This window comes from Oribacterium sp. KHPX15 (assembly GCF_900107835.1).
Classification (GTDB): Bacteria; Bacillota; Clostridia; order Lachnospirales; family Lachnospiraceae; genus Oribacterium.
In genome coordinates this window covers 59,879-80,120 of sequence record NZ_FNRG01000003.1, presented here as the reverse complement: position 1 = coordinate 80,120, position 20,242 = coordinate 59,879, and the positions used below count along the sequence as shown (strand labels likewise).

Here is a 20,242-nt window from a genome sequence, read left to right as displayed (position 1 = left end):
TTTTTGTTTCAACGTTTCCCGGATTTCTCAACAATCCACAGACACTCCGAAACTACCCTTTATTCACAAAATGCCAAAATAATGGTTATATTATCTTTGCCACCGGAATCCAATGCATCTCTGAGAAGATTCCATATCTTTTCTTCTGCAGTGACGTTTTCCATTAAACGTTCTGAAATCCGCTCGTCCGAAACCATGTCCGTAAGTCCATCACTGCACAAAAGTATACAATCACCGGTTTTTAAAGATATATCATCCGAAGCAAATGGCTCTATCATCATTTCTTCAGGATCTATTCCTAAGTGCTGTGTTAAAACATGTCCATACTTGCTGTTTCTTGCCTCTTCTTTACTCATGGCCCCGATAGAAACCAGTCTGTCAGCCTCCGTATGATCCTGACTGATCTGTTTAAGTTCATTATCATGCCAGTGATATATCCTGCTGTCGCCAATGTTAAAGCATTTCATCTTGTCACCATCTAACTCGGCGCAGCAAAATGTACATCCCATGCTTCCTTCACCTCTATGGGATATTTCATCACATATTTTTTGATTGGCAGCTTCAACATATTCTTGGTATTTTTCAGTGAAGCCTTCCTGATAATCTTTCATGGCCTTGGCCGCAATAAATGATGCTATCTCGCCATTCTCAATGCCACCCATTCCATCAAAGACACCAAGTAAAGCACGATCATTTGCAACAAGGTCATTTGCATCCCTGTTTCTGCCTGTGTCGGTTTTGTACAGGCCGTTTAAATAGTAATTGTCTTCGTTGTTTTGAAGAACATTACCTTCATATGTAAGTTGATATATTTTATATTCCATAATAATCACCACTCATATTCTTCTATACATTATTGGTCACATTTTTTCTAAAAGCTGTAGGTTCCTTTATAAGTATTTTCCATACTCTCCACCCCCTGTATTTCTGAGTACATCCAGGATTCTCTGCGATGTATCCATTCTTGTATAGTATTAATCTTCAAAAGTACAACTTCTTTTATATGTATCATTCTATCATCAGTTTTAATATTTATGTAAAAAAATGATAAAATACATTAAATATTGATAAAATAACATAAAACAAAATGGGCTGTCACTTTAAGAAAAAAACTCCACCTCTGCTATTCGCAGTAGATAGAGCTACATGTAAGCGAACAGTCCGCCCTGCCTTCTCCAAAAGTGACATTATAAGTGACATTTGAAGCTGCCCATTCCGATATACTTAGTGTAAAAGTACCTAATCCCATGTAGATAAGAATTCAAGTGTTGACCTGTTTCTTAACCGGCTTTTAACAAGCACACAATGTTTAAAGGTGCGTAGTTTGAGTCATTAACGCAAGCAGCCTCGGTGTGCTTTCAGGATAGCATCCATTACACTCCGTAACTATAACAGACATATTGGCGTCGTAGAAATTTGCCCCGTTGATAGTACCTTCTGCTTTGAGATTCTCGAGGCTGTCATATTCACTTTTATCCAGGTAAAAGATCACATTCTTTTTCGTTTCCCCATTATCGCCCCAAGCTCCGAAGCGGTGCTTATGACCTTCAACGGTAAAAAAAATATCTGTACAGAGACCATCATTCAAGTCGTCAGCCAGGATGTCAAACAAGAGCCGAGAAGAACATACCACGGTCTTACTTTTTTTTGAGAATAATTTTGAGAACATGAGAACCCTCCTGATTTACTAAAGGCTGGAAATGCAGGCACATTACATCAGTGCCTGCATTCCCGTTTTTGATCTGTCCGATTAAGCAGTCGCACAAGTTGCAGCCTTTGCGCCGCCGAGTACTCCGCACAGGCTTGTCGGTGCAATGCCGTTTACGCCTGCAGTATCCTTATTTGAGATATACTTAATTAAATCGATAGCTTTGTTCTTAACAAACTTCTTTGCTTCCTCTTTTACTGTACTGATCCCCTTGCTGATAATGGTGTCAGCTGTTTTGACAACGCCGTAACTGAGAAGACCCTTACCAAGTGTTTTCATTGTCACATTTGCAATGATACCTCTTTGTGCTTTTGTCATGACCTGCTTCCAAACTGCAACCATGCTCCCACGTCCTGAGGTTATACCCGGTATCTTGAGATACTTGGCAGCTGCGCCCCACGTAAAGCCTGCAGCTGCGCCTTTTACTCCGGAAACAATGGTATCACCCGCAAGCCTTCCTATACCGTATCCGTCTTCCTTACGATATCCTTCTCTTCCGGTTATCATACTGAGTCCGTTGGTCACAAGCGTTTCTGTTACCGCTCCGGCGGCGCCTGCTGCTGCCGGCCCGGCAACGACAAATACGCTTCCTTGGACAAAACCTCCGGCTGCCGCGCCGACATAGCTCTCCCAAGAGCTTCCTGTCCACTTACCATTCTTGACCGAATTTACAACATCGCCGGCAAATTTAGTCCCGACGTTTACTACTGCACCAACAATTCCTCCCGCAAGCCATGCAACAATCATTCCGGTCGGGTCAACGATATTAACAGGGTCAGACAGACAATATAGATACGGATTCAAGGTAATAGGCGTCATAAGTCCGCCTGCAATCGGGTCTTGGCTTATGAATCGACCGTTTGTCGGATCATATTGCCGCCATCCGGCATCATAATACCCTGTAATCGGGTCATATCGATAACCGGAAAAACCAAATCCACTTCGAGGTGCAGGGTCATCCCCAAATCCGCCGAAGGCGTCATATGCAAATACTCTTGTCGCAGCCCCATCCAATGCAGCACGGTTAGACATTCTCTCATCCATGAGCAGAATTGTCTGTACATCTGCGTTCTTAGCAGCAACCAACTGAGTGTCCCAAACATAATCTTCCCACTTGTCATCACACGATGAAGCAAGAAGACGATTCTGTGTATCCGCATAGTCAAATAGATACCGAGTCTCTTTGTTCGCTCCACCCATCACACATGACACTTTTGAAAGCATTGCCATGCCATTATACTGATACTCCGCCTCCCCGGCTTCTGATGCCGCTCTTGTCAGGCGATTGAGCGCATCAAAGTGCATTGTGAGCTTTTTGACGCCATTGACTGATTCACCGGTGAGATTGCCTCTTCTGTCATATGTATATGTGTGCTTTTCGCCGTTGGTAGATCTACACTGCAAGCGATTGAGATTGTCATATGAATACAACGTCTCCTGACCATTTGCTGTCATTTTACTGCGATTTCCGAAAACATCGTATTCAAACGACTGCATCAGAGAGCCATTGCGAAGAACTCTTTCCAGACTGCCTCTCGGATCATATTTGAATGTGTAATCTGATTCCGGTCCTCCGGTAAGCTTCTCGACGATACGGCTTTTCCGCTCGCAGGCATCATACTCATATGTAAACCTTGCTATTTCCCCGCTTTCTCTGTGGTGGGTAAGCGATGACACTCTTCCTGCTATGTCATATTCATAATCTGTATGTGTTCCATCATTGAAAGAACGACTGCGAAGCTGGCCATTATCAAAGTAATCATATGCAATTTGGGCATCCCCCACTCTGCTGTGGGCAAGCCGTCCAAATGCATCATAACCATACTTAACACTACTGCCGTCAGGATAGGCAAGCTGAATACACTTTCCTCTCTCATCCCATTCGTAGGTTGTATGCTTTCCATCATGTTCAGTTACTTCAACAATACGTCCTGCAGCATCCCGCTCTATTCTAGTGATGCCAAGCCAGTCCTCAATCTGAACGAGTCTCTTAAGAGCATCATATTCGTATTGAACTGTTCGTCCGTCAGCAAATCTCAACACATCCTCTGTGCCGTCAGCCCTGTATGTGCATGATGTGCTGTTTCCCTCCTGATCCTTCCTGGAAATGATTCTTCCGCAACCGTCATAAGAGAACTCCATACTGCCGGAACCGCTATCCGTCATCGCAACCATATTTCCGTCCAAATCCCATTGGTAAGACGTTGTGCGAACCTGCTGCTCCTTATTGAATTCGTTTAATGCGGCTGCATCAAAATGCCCACTTTCAGGCTGTAGAATCTCCTTAAGTCGATAGCAGGGGTCATATTGATAGCCTGTTTCATTTCCCAGAGGATCGGTTACCTTAAGGAGCGCACCTGCCTTTGAGTATTCATATGTTGTCTTATTTCCTTCTCCGTCAATCACTGCGCAAATATTTCCTATGGCATCGTATTCGTAGCTCTCTACCCCACTGCCAACATGCTCAGCGCGGACAACACGATTAAGTGAATCGTATTGGAATTTCCATTTACCCCGTATACTATCAGCAACATCGATAACATTACCAGCTATATCATATTGATATGCCAATGAAGCACCATCCATATGCTTTTCAGCAAGCAGCTGTCCGCCCGCTCCATATGTGAATGTTGCGATAACTCCCTGAGAATCCGAAATTTCGGTTATCATGCGAAGTGAATTATATTTGAAATTGCGTGTGTAACCGGTCTGGTTTGTGTGCGACAGGCGATTTCCTTCCAAATCAAATGTAAAGTGTTCGCTTGTCCCATCCTCGTATTTTATATCCGTAACATTTCCGAGCTTATCATACACCGCTGTTCTGGTGCCCTTAACAGGATCTGTTACTGAAACAGGCCTATCCAGTTCATCGTAAGCAAGAACAAATTCCCCGCCGCTTGCGTCGACCCGTCGGATAAGATTTCCTACCGCGTCGTACTCGGCTGTTTCAATGCCTCCCATAGGATGCTTGATGGAAGTCATTCTGCTTTCTGTATCATATGTATACTCTGTAACGCCTCCGTCAGCTGCTTTTTTCGAAACAAGGTTCGACATCAGGTCGTATTCAAATGTTGTGACATTTCCGTCTGCATCCTTGATCTCAACGGGCTTATTCATCGAGTTGTAGCGAACGGTAATCTCACCGCCGTTAAAATCTTTTACTTTGACAAGATTTCCACGGCTATCATACTCATAATCACGGCTCTTTCCCTCTGCATTGGTCACTTTCGTGAGCTGATCCATGGCGTCGTACTCATAATGTGTCTCATGACCCAATGCATCGATGGAACAGATAACGCGTTTAGCCTTATCATATTCATATTTCGTTGTTCCGGTAACAGGATCATTAACGCTGATCACATTTCCGGACTCGTCATACTGAAGAGCAGTAACGCTGTCATCCTCATGCTTAACCGATATTACACGGCCCAACTTATCATATTCAAATTCAACTGCCGCTCCGTTTGCATCAGTATGTCTGATTTGATGCCCTTTATCATCATAATCAGCTTTTCCGAGTATTTCCCCGTCCATCGCAACTTCATTGAGCTGTCCACGCTGATTATATCCGAATGTAAGCTGACTGCCGGACGGATTTGTAAAAGCTTCAAGCCGTCCACCTGCATCATAAGCATAACGGCTTTTTCGGCCCAGCCTATCAGTAAAGGAAACACGTTTGTTTTCTGAATTGTACTCAATATTTTCCTCGCCAACCGGATAGACTGTGCGCGTATTTCGATAAAGTGTATCGTGGTAATATACCACCTCGGAACCATTTTGGCGCCGCATAACGATGCTTTGATTTGCATCGTCATATTGATATGTGACAGTACCTCCATCAGCAAACCTTTGCTGAAGCGTTCTGCCCAAATCATCATAAGTGTTCTGTACTGACAAGTCGCCCGTCGGAGAAATAATGCGGGTCAGTCGGTTTTTCTCATCATATTCATATGCAGTGATGTAACCATTCGGGTCGGTCAATTCCGTAAGATTACCATCAACATAGCGGAATTTCACCTTCCTGCTCGTATTATCTTCCAATCCAACAAGATGCCCGTCCTCATCATAAGCAAAGCTAATTCCAATTCCATCAGTGCAAGAAACATGCTTCACCTTATCTCCATCGTATGAAAGATCAATGCACCAGCCGTCAATAGTTTCTTCCCTTATGAGCTTTCCTTCATTGGAAAAGAAATAGTATTCATGCTCGTCATTTGTATATTTGTATCCATCCTTAATTTTTTCAAGCGAGCCAACCGCTCCGTGAACTGCCTGATAACCTTCGTCCCCATTTCTAAAAATCTGTGCAGAGGCATCTTCATTAATAAAACTTATGGTATCTTTTTCAATAACGATAAACTTGTCGAATGAATGACGCCAGCCTTTGCCAAGAGAACCATTTATGCTTCCACACGCGTTATAGAACATTCTAAAAGTCAGCGGCATTGGCGTGTCATAGTCAAAGAAGTTCTTTTCATAGACATAATTACCGTTGCCCAAATTGACCGGGTCACTACTAAAAACAGCCGCAGAATCCATGCCCAAAGATCCTTTTACATCTTCAATTTGATTTCGGATGTTCTCCAACATCTTCCCAATGGTTGTTCCGGTCGCCTCGCTATTCCCTATTATACGGTTCTCCGTATTCACATATTCGTTTGTGATTTGTTCCAGAGCTTTTGAAAGGTATCTAACTTTTTCAGTCTTTGAATTTAGAGCCGACACTGCTGCATTCAGATTCCTGCGTACTCTATCATACCCAGAAGATTTCATATTCATTTTACGCACCACGGCTTCAATTTGATTTTTGAGGCTGATGATCTTTCTTGATACGTTATCCATCTGACCACCGGCAGCATCCATCGCACTCTTTTTAACATGAAAATTGGACATAGTTCTTCCTCCAGCATATTTTTACTCAAACTTAGCACATTGCAAAATAGAGTCTTTGCAAACAGCATTATATAAATCGCGATAATATTAGTTTAAACCTTCCCACATCTTTATGGATAGACATGTGTCATTGTATCATCAGTTACATGATTTATGTTAAAAACCGACTAAGTGTAACACTATTGCTATGAAATTTTTAAAAAATAATCTGATACAAGACTTTTCCTGTTTCAGAATCCTCACTGATTTTTTGCAATAGCTTTGATTTCCCAATGGTAAGGTAATAATTTTTATCCGCAGTTTTTACTTTTAACAACAAATACTGCTTATTTACAGAAACCTCCTCCGCATTATCTAGTTTATGACCTGTAACATCCTCAAATATTGCTGCAATTTTAATTGCCTGTGTTTCATCACAGGAGGCTATTTCTTGTAAAAATGCGAATTCACCCTCTATTCCTGTTTCCTTTAATTCCTCTGTTGAATGTTCTTCATGGTTTACGTTATTTTCTACAATCTCTACAGGTTCAACCGGCATATGTGCCTTTTTTGTTGATAATATCCCAATAATACTTCCGATTCCCATAAGTAACATCACCCCTATAATTATTATTTTCTTCATCATATCACCCATGACGCAAACTGCCTTGCATCCTTTTCTATAGGCTGATCACGATATGCACTATACCCGTCTTTAGCTGTGGTCTTATAATTCTCAAAATTATCACTCCATTCCTTAACGGTCTCTTCATCAACCATAAAATTCTTGGGATTACGTACCACTTCATGTTGATATGCATGTCTCATTTCATGCACCATAGTATTCATAATCTTATTATAATGTGACGGATCGGATAACAAATCCTCATTGATCCACACGCCTCTATAGAAATCGCTATAATATCCATTAGTAGTATATCCTGGATCTGAAGGTATAGGTTCGATTGTTAACAGACTGAGGGAAACTCCATAGATTGCCTGCATTTCATTAAATAAATCCCTCAGTATCTGTTTTCTTTCTTCAACAGATGCTTTTTTCCAGTTTTTTTGGGAATAACGATCTGACTTTATCATGGTTTTCAGCTCTTTTGCCATGGCTTTATCCCTGCGAACGCGATCTGCTTTCTCACGATTACCCCATATGCCAGTCTGAAACCAATCTTGAAGATTCTCAAAAAAAGAATTTTTTTTAGTAGAATTCTCTTCTGCCTTAAGAGCATTCGGTAGATCACCCATTAGCTTCTTTTCGCAGCTGAGATATAACTCTACAGCCTTTTCAATGCCATCCTCCATGGTTGACAATTTCGAGATCAATGTTTCCAGACTGTCAGCTTTTTTTTCAAGAACCTTTGAGATATAAAGATAAGAGTCAGAAACATTATTTATCTGACGACTTATATTACTTATTTCCATCTGTACATTCCTTAAGTTCCTATCAACATTTTTCATATCAGCTGCTGCATTATTTACTAAATTTGGTCGAATATTGAATCTCATACCTCTTTCTCCTGCATTTGTACTATCAACTCTCTATGCTGAAACAACATCCATTTTCCGATAATATTCACAATCGTGGAGCGGTCTGCACAGCCATAACAGAATCCTGAATTATCCTGATAAAAATAAAATGCGCAATGGTTTTTGAATATCACATATGCAAAACAGTTCTCCCCTTTTATCGATGAAATACCCCTGATCCACAGATACTCGTCCTGTGAGCGATCTTCTTTCAATAGATTCTGGTACCTCTCTTCAGTGACACCTTTAATAAGGCAATCCATGTAGTTACCTTCATTGACCTGAACCTTCAAACTTCCTTTGAATTCCTCATTTCCGCACTCTATAATCTGATCACTAATCATATATGCCAGAGATCCCATCAGGTTTTTTATAGTCGGAAGCCATAAGAATTCCCCACCATCACGATACGCTTCTAGCAAGACAATCAGATCATCATCAAAGTAATAGCCTCTTTTTACAATTTTGTGTTTTTTATGAAACTCAACTACTACCCTTACAGAACTCCTTATATAGGTTTCTATCAATATCTGAGACATACTAACAGATGATTCATATTCGTTGTCATCCTGATTGTTATTGGCATCACCCTCGGTCTTGAAGATTTCTTCTAGCTTTTTACTATTCCGCAAGATAGTTTCTTTATCGATTTCTTTCCTTGCATAAATGTCAGCAAGAAAAGATATTGTTTCGTTGTCCAGAAAAACAGAATTCATTGCCTCATCCTCCATATATGTTTTAAATTTGCAACTACTCAATGCCCTCGAGCATTTTTTCAAAGTTATCCGAAGAAAAATATTGCCGCAATATATAGACTTTTATTAACTGATAGTAATTATACATGACCCTAGAATTTAATGCGTGTATCCTGACGAAATGCAGGAAAAACAGGATGAATGGATTAATTTAAACATTTCCTTCCGGTAAATAGGTGACTCCTCATGTAACCTACAGATGATTATCTATTTTGCCCAAAAAGTAGTTTGCAATGATAACACCCAGTAATCAAATTTAATAATTATAGGTTGTGACAGTGGTGTATTGATATTGATCACGAATACTTGATTCTGTCTCTTTGATTATTCTGTTTTGTTCGTCATATTCATAGGATGTAGATATTTTATACCATTCGTCTTCGTAAAGCTCAGTTTTGATGCGATTCTTTTCGTCGTATTCATATTTGTATGAAAACGGATACTGAACTTGCGTAGTGACTGTTACACCTTGATATATACCACCTTCATCATATTCATGTTTATAATTAATAGGATCTTGAGGTTCATGCAAGTTATGATATACAGAATTAGTTAATCTAGCTTCATTATCATAGAAGTATTCTTCTGAATAATCATCTGCTAGTTCATGAAGTTCCATATAATTTGGATACCCGTTAATATCATATTGATACTTAATAGTTCTTTCTGTTTTATTATCCAATACAACAGTAATGGGCAGCGTTCCTGTCTCATCATATGTATAGTTGCAATTAGTGTGATAGGATCCATTCCTCCCTGGGCCAGTGTATACTGTGTCAAAACTTTTAGGCTGATAAACCTGAAACACATCAATGATAATTGCTCGTGCATTCTCATTATAAAGAAGTTGATTTGATTTCCGATTATTCCCTTCATCAGTTTTAGCTTCCGATTTTTCCTGATTTTCTACTTCTTCAAGTTCAGATTTCAGTTCATCCTGCTCAGTGATTTCAAAGCCTTGATTCAATATGTTTTTGGCCATTTCGTAGTCTTTAAGATCTATGTAGATTTGCGCCCAGTTAAGATAGAATTCATTAATTGTCTTTACTAACCTCGCATCATCTTCTCCAGCGTAGTACATGGCATATTCATAGTTTTCATTCGCTGTTTCATAAAGATTCAGTTTTTCTTCTTCTGAAATATGATCAGCCTTAACAACATAAACTTCAGCAAGATTTGAATAAAGCAGAGAATTCTTTGGATCTATTCTTAGTGCCTTTTCCAATGTGATTATGGATTGGTCGTAATCCAACTCAGCAAGATACTTTTGACCGAGATCTAATAATCTCTGAACCCTTTTTGCCGGATGATTCCACCAGATGAATCCGCCGACTGCCATGGACAGAATGATAAGAATGACTACCAGGACTATAAGCAAACCCTTTAATGGATTTTTGCCGGATGAAGCATTATTTTTAAGAGTTCCTTCTTCGAAATAAAATCCGCAGACAGAACAAAACAGTGTATCATCATTTACTTTAGATTTGCAATTAGGACAAGTCTTCATAGTTGGTCTCTTGTGTGATTTTCATGTTGGGTTGTTATATGAGTCTAAGAATGATAAAACATTCATACCTGTTTAAGTACTCGTTTGATATACTGCGCCCTTTAGATATTATACATCTTCCCAAAAATAAAAAACGCCAAAAATCTTTAGGATCCTTAGCGTTTTTAAACATCTCATTTTTTGTCGATCAGCTTATCAGATTTGATGAAACTGCCTGGTTTGCTGCAGTTGTTGTCTTTTCAGCATTGGAATATACTGTTGCCATTTCGGAAAGATCCTGAACATGCTCATCAATCTTCGCATGGATCTTCTGCATATCATCCTCAAGTTCGTTGAATTTATTGATATAAGCCTGTGATGACTCACCTTCCCAGGCTGATGTAAGATTTCTTACAAGTGTCATCATTTCCTGTGTTGTATTTGATACTGTTTTATCAATGCCTGAAAACTCTGCTGATGCGTTCTGAAGCTCCTCCGGTGTTACTTTTAACTGTCCTTCCATGTTTATTTCCTCCGTTTAATTATTATTTCGTTAATGTTTAATTCTGGTTCAGATCTAACCGGTACTCTCCATGCTATTTTCTGTATATATTATCCGGTACCTGTATTGAGATCTAATTGGTTTCAAGTATTAATCCTTGTTTCTCTTATTCTATATTTGTTATTAAGCTTATCTGGTCTGGTTTCTCTTATTCTGTAAATGTTATTATGCTTTTCTGGTCTGTGCAGTGCTGAGGTTCTGCGCTTCTGCCTTCTCATACTCAGCTGCGTCATTTTCAAGTGTTGTGATGAAGTTCTTTATTCCCTGATAGAATACATCAAACTGTGCTTTGTCTGCCTGGAAAGCATTGTGAAAAGCATTTCTTGCTTCGCCTTCCCACATGTTTGAAAGAGCATTTTCCTTATCATTAAGGTTGGAAATCTGAGTCTTGAAGGACTCGTTTAAAGTTGATAACTGCTCTGCTTGACTTCTAAGTGTGCTTGCGTTTACTCTGAACATTGACATGATTTTTTCTCTCCTTGAATGTTTTTATTATCTTGTGGTTTTGTTTTCTTTGTTATGTACACATATTATCATCGGCGGCTATGTATAGGTTGATATTCTGATAAAAAGCGTTTTTTGCTGATGAATGGTAAATATTTTTTGATTTACAGGTATAACTCGGTCTGTGTACTCCTGAGTACATAGACTTAACTGTTACTGTAAATCCCTCATACTTCCCACACCAAAAAGTGCCCACTATTTATATGGGAAGTTTAAAGAGATTCCTTTTAATATTTAGTTGATTTGTGTATCCAATTAGATTAGTATATATTTAATTATAACCATATTGGTTAGTTATCTTCTTACTTTATTTTGTTTTGCGAAGAGGCCCTAAAATGAGCATTAACATCAAAGAATACAGAAAAACAACCGGTCTTTCTCAAACTCAGTTTGCTGATCACTTCGGTATCCCTGTCAGCACGTTACGCAAATGGGAACAGGGAGAGGCAAAGCCTGCACCATATATCATCAAAATGATTTCCATGCTGTTGCCGGTCTCGAAAGACATCACTAGAGAAATCGTTACCCAAAACGGCACGGCTTACTACTATGAAGAGAGTTCCGGTACTTTGTATGATTCAGTTGGAAACTCTATACAAATCAAATGTGATATCGAAAGCGTTAAACCTAAAAATCTGCCGCTTTATGTATCGGATCTATTTGAATCATTTTATGAGATTAAAGAGAAGTTCGAACAGGATTGCAGTTGGGACAAGGACGAAGACATTATCTGGAGTTAAATCATGACAAGAAACAATGTGAAAGAATACTTCCTAATGCATAAGGATATTCCCGTATGCCTCATGGAAATATCTGAGGACGGAAGTCTGAAAAAATACAGAAAAAACCTGGACGCCTGGGAACATTTCCCTTTGGGCGGACAAATGAACGAAATGAAATTCCATGACTGGTGGAAGGACAGAGCCATTCCCAAGACCCGTGCCGGTGCCAAGTCTGCCCTCCAACGCCTTGGATATGTTTCAACAAACAGTGCTTTAGTTGATAATCTTGCTCTTAGTCTATCCGACTGCTATTGGATCAAACCTCGTGGCGAAGACTTGTCCTGGAAAGATGTGAATCTATTTTCAAATGATTTTGTTGATACATTTGGCGAATTGACCATAAACAAAGACCATGTCATAGATATCAGAAAAGAAACCAAGTTCAAATTTGCCACCTCTCAAGGTGAACTTCAAAAGAAATGGTGCATTGACAACACCGGTAAACGTTACATGATCAAGGGAAATTATGGACAGTCCTACCAGCAAAGCCTGAATGAACTATTCGCAACCAATCTTCATAAACAGCAGGGCTTCGACAATTTTACCGAATATTCACTCACACTCCTCAAGGTTGAGGGGGACTTAGAAGGAATTGGCTGTTTATCATACGATTACTGCAGTGAAAACATCGAAAGCATTAGTGCCTGGGAATTGCTGCAAACCGTAAAGGTACGTCAAAATGAATCCTTCTATTTCCCCCTAAAAGATGTCTGCATTAAATTAGGTATGTCGGAAGAATATTTCACAAGGTTCATGGACTACGAAATAATGACCGATTATCTCCTGTCCAACACTGACAGGCATATGAATAATATATCGGTATTGCGGAATCCCGATACTTTGGAGTTATTAGGCTTTGCACCAATATATGATTCCGGTAATTCCATGTTTTATAATATTCCCTACGATCAGATGTATAAAATCAGGATTGATGAGATCAAAACACATTCTTTCGTTGAACGGGAAATCAAGTTGCTTTCATATGTTCATGACCGAAACGCTGTGGATCTCAATAAGGCTCAGATGGATTTTGATATCTATACTAAAGATCTTTACGAGCGACAGGTCCGCATCCCTAAATTGAAAGAATTTTATAAAAAAAAGATTTCTATGCTTTCGTCATTCCAGGATGGCAAAGACTTGTGGAAAACTTATAGGTAAATGCATAAAATAAAACGCTAAAAATCTTCCGGATCTTTAGCGTTTTATTTTATCTCATTATTGCCGGCTTATTCCGAGCTTCTGCACCTGCTCATCCCAATGTGGTCTGAAGCATTCCTGATTCAGCTCCGGATACGGAGTTGATAATTCAGCAATATGGAAGTAAATGTCATCCCAGAAAGCATTCCATTCCTTCTCTGTTTCCTCGTAAGTCATATCTGGGGTTAAATGAGTTGCGGTGTAATTTACTGTTATTGCTTTAAACATATCTTCAAAACTGTTGTAAGCCGGTTCATCGTAATCTTTGTAATGAATAGTTGCATATGCATCTACGAGATTAACAAAGTGATATGCAGGAATCTCGACTCCGATTTTATCAAACTTTTCCTGGAGCTTTTCGATAAAGTAGTTAACTGAATGATTCATATAATCGGCACCGTCGTAATCCATTCCTTCCAGCATCTGCCTGTAAATATTCGTTTGGAATGTATAATAAATCGACTTATTTCCTAACCCCTGCATCTCATATGCAAATTGAGTGATCAATGCTTCATCTTCATACAATCCCATATCTGAATCATCATAGAATTTTACGTTTATCTGTTTTCCGTTAATATCCTTTGATTTGCAGATTCTGCAGGCATGCATTAGTTCATGGGTCAGGACTACATAATCATTTGTTGTTGTATCCATGGCTTCATTATCTTGTCTGACGCAGATGGTGTTTTCATTGTTCAAATAGCAGGCAACGGTGCCGAAAGACATTGCCTTCATTTGTATCTCTCTTTCAGTCAATTCATCAACAACAAGTGTTTCCAGGTTATGTTTGAAAACCGAAAAGTCGGTTTCGGGATATAAGGTTAAGAATTTATGTATGAAGTCCCGGATAAATTCTTTGTATTTTTGAGATATGTTATTGTTTGATTCCAGAATCGCATATAATTCCTGTTCCGTAGGTTTGGGATATCCAAATATCTCTTCATTTGCTTTTGCGTCTCTCGCATATATAAATTTAATAATATCAGATGACTCATGATCGTTGGCCCATTTAAAATCATATTCATCATCTGCAGGCAAAAGCAGCGCCAGACTCTTTTGAGCGACCGGATCAGTTGCTTCATCCCAGTGTTCCGTGGATGCGCCGGTACCCAGTATTACCACTTCTTTGTTATCTGATACACTATCTCCTGCCAATGTTTCGTCCATTCTGCTTGTGATGCTAGGGGTTGTGATTCTATCTGACGAACCGTATTTCATTCCCCATGCAATTGTTCCCGGTTTGGGATCCTGTAATGGATCAACCGCCGGGGTTTTTGTTTTTTTAGCGCATCCCATCAGGAGTAATGCAGAAAGAAGCGCTATAGCTCCTGCAATTTTGACTTTATTCATCAATACCACCTTTGCATCTTTTTAACCAAAAAGATACATATATCCCTTATTTTCTTCATCCTCTGTCAAAAATACTTCAACAGACCTTGTCATAGCATTTCCCTTACCCTTTAAAAAAAAGGTATACCAGCCCAGGATCGTTTCACTTTTCATTTTTTTAGCCAATTCATGACCATTAAATCCCGGAACAGTAAAAGATCCCTTCAATGCTTCTTTTCCTGCAGCATCAAGCCTTTCTTCTAATGTTTTTATTCCACCATCCTGTAAATCCAGACAGATGTATGCATACTCATCCCTTGATTGCGACTCGATTTCGCCGCTTTCTTTTAAACATATATCTTTTAATGTAAGTCCGGTCAAGTCTTCTGCATAAGTAGTCAGCTTTTTAGCGTCTTCTTCATAGGCAGTCAAGGTTTTTGTATCTTCTGTATTTTTTTCAGTTGTCTTATTTTCAGTTGTTTTTTTTCGGAATAAATTCATATCCTTACCGCATCCCCCTATTATCGTAACAATAATAATCAATAGAACTATAGTGCTGAAGTTTCGAATTTTAATCATTATTCCTCCACCGGGTCCTCCGTATCAACCACTGCAGCTGCTTTTTGTTTTTGGATATTTTCTCAGTTCCGTTAGCATTTTTTTAATGTTCATTTTTTTCTTTCCAACCTTGTGAGTGGTTATTTCTCCGTTCTCATCCGCCTGATAAACTACCCATCCGTCTGCTTTTCGGTTGCTGCCTTCAGGGCGATAAGACTTGAAGTGTTTATCATCTTTCGGATCATACCACGCCTTAGACCATGGGAAGATGGATTTACCATAATACACCGTTCCATCCGCTGCCAGTACAGGAGCACCATTGGTTTTATGTGCAAATGCTGTTGCAACATTTTCTTCAACATAATCCATATGACCTGTATTGCATCCCTCTAAAATAAGATTATCCATATCTTTATTCTGAAGATTCTGTATATCGGCGGTGGTCATAGTGAAATTTTCGTTATCACTTATAACATAAGGATTTGCATGTGATTCGATAATAACCGTATCGATATCTACCTTCTCGCCATTCACAGTTCCCATTGAATTCCAGTCTTCCATAAAAGCTGCTTTATCCGAAAACGGTATCATGTGGACATGAGAAATATCATAACCATATTGTTTAGCAAGTTGTTTCTGTTGGTTAAATGAGCAGTCTGCAGAATCAGCCTTATAGAATATATAGCAGTCTGTTCCTGCCGGATCGATCCATATTATAGGATTTGCAAAACAATACTGATACAGATTAAGGGTTTCGGGACGCTTTATCTTCACATAACGATCATCATCCCTTGCCATGAATCTTCCGATTCCGGGATCATATTCACGACTTCCTGTACGCCATGTGTCCCCTGTTAAAGGTTTATACAATCCGGTATATCCGAATGGTGACCCGCTTTCTGCGAATGCGGCACCTGTCTCAACATTTCCAAAGGAATCATAGCGTATCCTTCCTCCTCCGCACGAAGGAAGTCCATCCATATCAAAAATCCGATTAACACTTCCTTTTTCATCGCATACAAAAGCATTACTGTTCTTTCCGTTAAAGCTTCCCAGGATTTTAGAATCACGAATATAACCGGTCCATCCACCACCATCATTTATACCCATGATCGGAAGTGCGTCCAGACTGTAATCAACCCAGAATTTTTTCACTGAGCCTTCTTTATCTTCTTCGCTAATGATATGTCCCAGACTGTTGACATTTAACCTTAGTAAATCATCTCCCTCCCGGATTTCTGTCAGGTGACCTGCTGTGTCATATTTTCGCTCGGACCGGTGATTTCCCTTGGTACGGATCAAACGTCCTGTTTTATCATAGAAGTACGATGTAGTTCCTTGTGTATCACCGCCGGAGGAACAACATTCTGTAAGTTGTCCCTCTGCATTGTACATGCTCTTAGTTGTGATTCCGTTCCTGTAACCGATTATCCGATTACCATAATCATCATATTCATAACTTTCAGCAGTGGATAATTTTCCCTCCTGATCCTTTACAGATACTTTTGTCAGGCGATTCATGGGATCATATTCATAAGCTATGTCGGTTTCACTCTTATTTCCATTGTCCCAAAATACTTCCTGCCTTGAAATCATGTTTCCGATTTCATCGTAACGATATGCGTACTCCGAAATCAGTTCGGAATCCTTTGTTTGTGTCATTCCGGAAAGCTTTCCGGAAGGCAGATACGTATACTTTTCTGTAAGCGAATGCCTATGCTCCGCATCATTCTTTGCCCATTCAATTATTTTAGAAGAAACTCTTCCAAAATCATCATAATGGTATCCGGCTGCAAAACCGGCGTCATCAATATTCGCTAACTGTCCTTTTTCATTGTATCCGAAGGATAGCTTTGTTCCGTCGGGATAAACAAGTCCTTTTCTCCGACCGGCTGCGTCCAGCTCATATACAAATTTCTGATTATTTGGATCAGTTGAAGCAGTCATACGTCCATAAGCATCATATTCAAACGAAGTGCAGCCAGTCCGGTCAGTCACTCCTGTCATCCAGCCCATAGCATTATATGTATACTCCGTTTTTTTCTCATCCGGGTATATTACCGAAGAAAGCCTCTTAGCCTCATCATATCTATATTCGGTGCATCTGTTTTCTTCATCCCAGATCTTATAAACCTGACCGTCATCGTAATACTGCCATTTTTTGACATTACCAAGCGCATCAGTTCTGGCTGTAATCTGACCATCTCTGTTTCTCTTCCATGTTGTAAGGTGAATGTCTTTGTTTTCGGGATTCTGGTATGATTCAGGCTTTTCAAATATCTCAGCAGCTTTTTCGTCAGAGACATTAGCCTGAAGCACAGCAATCAGCCGGTTCATGGGATCGTAGTCGTATCGAATCACATTTCCGAGAGGATCTTTTACAAAAAGCAGATTCCCAACCGGTGAATATCTGTATTCTGTTTTACGCCCGAGGCTATCCGTTATTTCTGTAGGATTGCCGTCTGCATCATAATTCCAACTCTTTTTACGACCATCCGTATCGGTTGTGCTTAACCGCCTTCCCAGAGCATCATACTCATACCTTAATCCATAACCATCAGAACGTGTTTCACTGATAAGCCTGCCTTCAGGATCATACTCGTTTTGAAGGAATGTTCCGTTCTGATATAACACCTTGCTGATCTGACCGTTTGAATAATATTCGTATCCGGTTATATCGCTGATTCCATTTGATGTGTAAACCAGACGGCCACGCACGTCATATTCATACTTGTAGACGAGATTTCCGGGTTTACGGGCTGATACGACTTTTCCATTTGGCAAATGCTGATATTCGAAGATTTCTCCGTCCTCCCGCTCAACACATTTTATCCTGCCGGCCTTGTCGTATGTGAATTTGCGAAGATGACCGTTTTCCTTTATCTCTGACACATGATTCATGGAATCATATACATACTCATGGATAAATCCATCTTCATCTCTGCAAATGCAGTTTCCATCGCCGTCATATTCCATACGGAGAGTGCTTTTTTCCGGACCTTTTACTTCTACCAACCGGTTCATATCATCATAACGGCGGGTTACTACTCCTCCATCAGGGAAATGAATTTCGGAGACATTACCCATACTGTCATAAGAGTATCCGGTTATCCTTCCGGCCTTGTCCGTATGAGTGGATATCTGCCCCATAGAATCATATGTCCAGCTTTCTGAAAAGCCGTCGAAATCCTTTACACTTACAAGTCGACCGTTTTCATAGTGATAAGTCTTATCCTGTCCAAGCTCATTCCGGATAGTTTTTATACGATCGGCTGCATCATAAGTATAGGTGGTTTTTGCATGGCAGCCATCTTCAAAAAGAGTACGGCGTCCAAGATCATCGTACTCAAATCTCTGGGTGAAACCTCTTTCGTCAGTTGCCTGCACCATCCTTCCTTTTTCGTCATATGCAAATGAAACCTGATTACCGTCTGCATACTTCGCCTGTGCCAAAAGACCATCCTTGTAGGTAAAAAGGGTTTTAATGTTCATGCTGTCTACAAGAGATATAAGATTCCCTTGCTCATCATATTCGGCAAAGGTCGTTCCGCAATCAGGAACCTCTGTCATAATGGTGTTCCCGTTATCATCGTAGGCATATCTGCTTATATTTCCTGCCGCATCAACATATTCTGAGATATTACCTTTCTCGTCATATTTTCTGATGTAAACATTGCCATTCAGATCTAAATACGAGATGCGTCTTCCACACTCGTCATAGCCAAATCGCTCTGTGCCTTTTGGATATCTGTTTTCAAGAATTCTGCCTTTGTCATCATGAACATAGATTGTTTGCGCACCGTTTCTATCTGTAAACAGAACTTCTTCACCATTGTAAGCGTAAAATGCTTCAGAGCCGTCCGCCATCTTTTGATATGTCACGCGATTCGCGGCATCATATTCATTATGTAAGCGCACAATGCCATCAGGTCCGACAGTTTCATTCAGATGTCCGGCCTCATCATAGCGATATTCAATTGAAAGATTGTCCGATGCCACAGCGCGAGCAAGCATGGATTTGTCGTACTCAAATGAGACTTTTCTCCCGGTATGATCTGCCGCCGATTCCAAAAGTCCATCTTCATTGTAGGTATATGTAAGGAAATTTCCGTAATGATCCTCTACGCGTGACAACTTGTTTTCATCGTAGGTAAAAGAAAGATTCCGGATGACGGAAAGGTACCGGATTTCCGTAAGATGCCCATTATGATCAAAGCGATAGGTTGTCTTTCCGGTAGTATGTAAATCTATCTCGGATTCTGTCACAGTCAGATAATCTGTTCCGCCATCGATACTTTTATATAGACTATCTGTTTCCTTGACAAAGCCCTCCTTCGTCTGATCTCCCCATATCACGATCAGGAGATCTTCATCTTTCAACAACGAAATCTCATAATTATGCGACCACCCTATACCCATGGTTCCGGTATTAAGATACCGGGAATTGTAGTGGCGGATGAACTTAAGATCAGAAGGTCCGTAAATCTTCAGTTCTTCTACATCATCCACATAGTTTCCGTTTGTCATATCAACCGGATCTCCATCATATGAAGAATTCAGAGAAGAAGTACCTCCGGCAATTCTGATCCCGTCACGTATTAAATTCTGTATAGTTTCCCGTGCTTTACTTACCGCTTCTTTTATCTTCTCAGGAATATCACTGTTACCGGCAAGCCTGGTTTCTGTCTGAATATATACGGATGCAATAGAAGACAGAACAGACGCCAACTGTCTAAATGAAATCGAGTTATCCTCTATCCTTTCCGCCGTCTGTGTAAGTGCCCGGCTGGCTTGTGACAAAGACGTAGAATGATTTAACAGACGTTTTGAAAGATTGTTGATATTCCCGGAATAATTCATTATGTCTTTTTCGACTTTTTTGATGTCCTCTGCTATTTGCTTTAATTGCTCCGGTTTGACATTGAATTCACTCATATATTGTCTCCT

The 20,242-nt window shown here is 40.0% G+C and carries 14 protein-coding genes; 2 read left to right on the top strand and 12 right to left on the bottom strand.

Going from position 1 to position 20,242, the window contains the following annotated elements:
- Positions 1 to 59: 59 nt before the first annotated feature.
- The 9 genes from BLV86_RS03020 to BLV86_RS02980 all read right to left on the bottom strand — a co-directional run bounded on the left by BLV86_RS03020 (position 60) and on the right by BLV86_RS02980 (position 11,387).
- Entirely contained in the window at positions 60 to 824 is a 765-nt protein-coding gene (locus BLV86_RS03020) for a PP2C family protein-serine/threonine phosphatase (RefSeq protein ID WP_090815079.1), read from the bottom strand.
- 485 nt (positions 825 to 1,309) lie between these two features.
- Complete coding sequence (locus BLV86_RS03015) at positions 1,310 to 1,669, bottom strand: hypothetical protein (protein WP_090815078.1); 360 nt, start codon at positions 1,667 to 1,669, stop codon at positions 1,310 to 1,312.
- A gap of 81 nt (positions 1,670 to 1,750) precedes the next feature.
- Positions 1,751 to 6,601, bottom strand: coding sequence for an RHS repeat-associated core domain-containing protein (locus BLV86_RS03010; RefSeq protein WP_090815077.1), 4,851 nt, complete (start codon positions 6,599 to 6,601; stop codon positions 1,751 to 1,753).
- Positions 6,602 to 6,797: 196 nt separating this feature from the next.
- Positions 6,798 to 7,235, bottom strand: a complete 438-nt coding sequence (locus tag BLV86_RS03005; RefSeq protein WP_031547523.1) for a hypothetical protein — start codon at positions 7,233 to 7,235, stop codon at positions 6,798 to 6,800.
- Positions 7,223 to 8,098, bottom strand: a complete 876-nt coding sequence (locus tag BLV86_RS03000; RefSeq protein WP_031547525.1) for a hypothetical protein — start codon at positions 8,096 to 8,098, stop codon at positions 7,223 to 7,225. Before BLV86_RS03000 ends, BLV86_RS03005 begins: the two co-directional genes overlap by 13 nt.
- Positions 8,095 to 8,835 (bottom strand): hypothetical protein, encoded by a 741-nt coding sequence (locus BLV86_RS02995; RefSeq protein WP_031547527.1) that lies wholly within the window; start codon positions 8,833 to 8,835, stop codon positions 8,095 to 8,097. Before BLV86_RS02995 ends, BLV86_RS03000 begins: the two co-directional genes overlap by 4 nt.
- Before the next feature lie 295 nt (positions 8,836 to 9,130).
- Positions 9,131 to 10,381 (bottom strand): hypothetical protein, encoded by a 1,251-nt coding sequence (locus tag BLV86_RS02990; protein WP_031547529.1) that lies wholly within the window; start codon positions 10,379 to 10,381, stop codon positions 9,131 to 9,133.
- A gap of 187 nt (positions 10,382 to 10,568) precedes the next feature.
- The gene (locus tag BLV86_RS02985; protein WP_031547531.1) at positions 10,569 to 10,883 is read right to left on the bottom strand and encodes a WXG100 family type VII secretion target; all 315 of its coding nucleotides are present in this window, start codon (positions 10,881 to 10,883) and stop codon (positions 10,569 to 10,571) included.
- Between the two features lie 204 nt (positions 10,884 to 11,087).
- A complete protein-coding gene (locus tag BLV86_RS02980) occupies positions 11,088 to 11,387 on the bottom strand; it encodes a WXG100 family type VII secretion target (protein WP_090815076.1) in 300 nt (99 codons plus the stop codon).
- Between the two features lie 374 nt (positions 11,388 to 11,761).
- Between BLV86_RS02980 and BLV86_RS02975 the strand changes: the two genes are divergently transcribed.
- Together BLV86_RS02975 and BLV86_RS02970 are read left to right on the top strand one after the other, a co-directional pair.
- Positions 11,762 to 12,166 carry a helix-turn-helix domain-containing protein gene (locus tag BLV86_RS02975; RefSeq protein WP_175456421.1) on the top strand — a complete coding sequence of 135 codons (405 nt, stop codon included), beginning with the start codon at positions 11,762 to 11,764 and terminating at the stop codon, positions 12,164 to 12,166.
- A 3-nt stretch (positions 12,167 to 12,169) separates the two neighbouring features.
- Complete coding sequence (locus BLV86_RS02970) at positions 12,170 to 13,369, top strand: HipA domain-containing protein (protein WP_090815075.1); 1,200 nt, start codon at positions 12,170 to 12,172, stop codon at positions 13,367 to 13,369.
- A 57-nt stretch (positions 13,370 to 13,426) separates the two neighbouring features.
- Here the strand turns inward: BLV86_RS02970 and BLV86_RS02965 are convergent, their stop codons facing one another.
- From BLV86_RS02965 to BLV86_RS02955, 3 genes are read right to left on the bottom strand one after another with little or no spacing between them, the layout of a single operon-like run.
- Positions 13,427 to 14,758, bottom strand: a complete 1,332-nt coding sequence (locus BLV86_RS02965) for a hypothetical protein (RefSeq protein WP_090815074.1) — start codon at positions 14,756 to 14,758, stop codon at positions 13,427 to 13,429.
- Between the two features lie 21 nt (positions 14,759 to 14,779).
- Positions 14,780 to 15,316, bottom strand: coding sequence for a hypothetical protein (locus BLV86_RS02960; RefSeq protein WP_139297871.1), 537 nt, complete (start codon positions 15,314 to 15,316; stop codon positions 14,780 to 14,782).
- Positions 15,317 to 15,340: 24 nt separating this feature from the next.
- Positions 15,341 to 20,230: a DUF6531 domain-containing protein gene (locus BLV86_RS02955; protein ID WP_090815072.1), complete on the bottom strand. Its 4,890-nt coding sequence runs from the start codon at positions 20,228 to 20,230 to the stop codon at positions 15,341 to 15,343.
- Positions 20,231 to 20,242 lie beyond the last annotated feature (12 nt).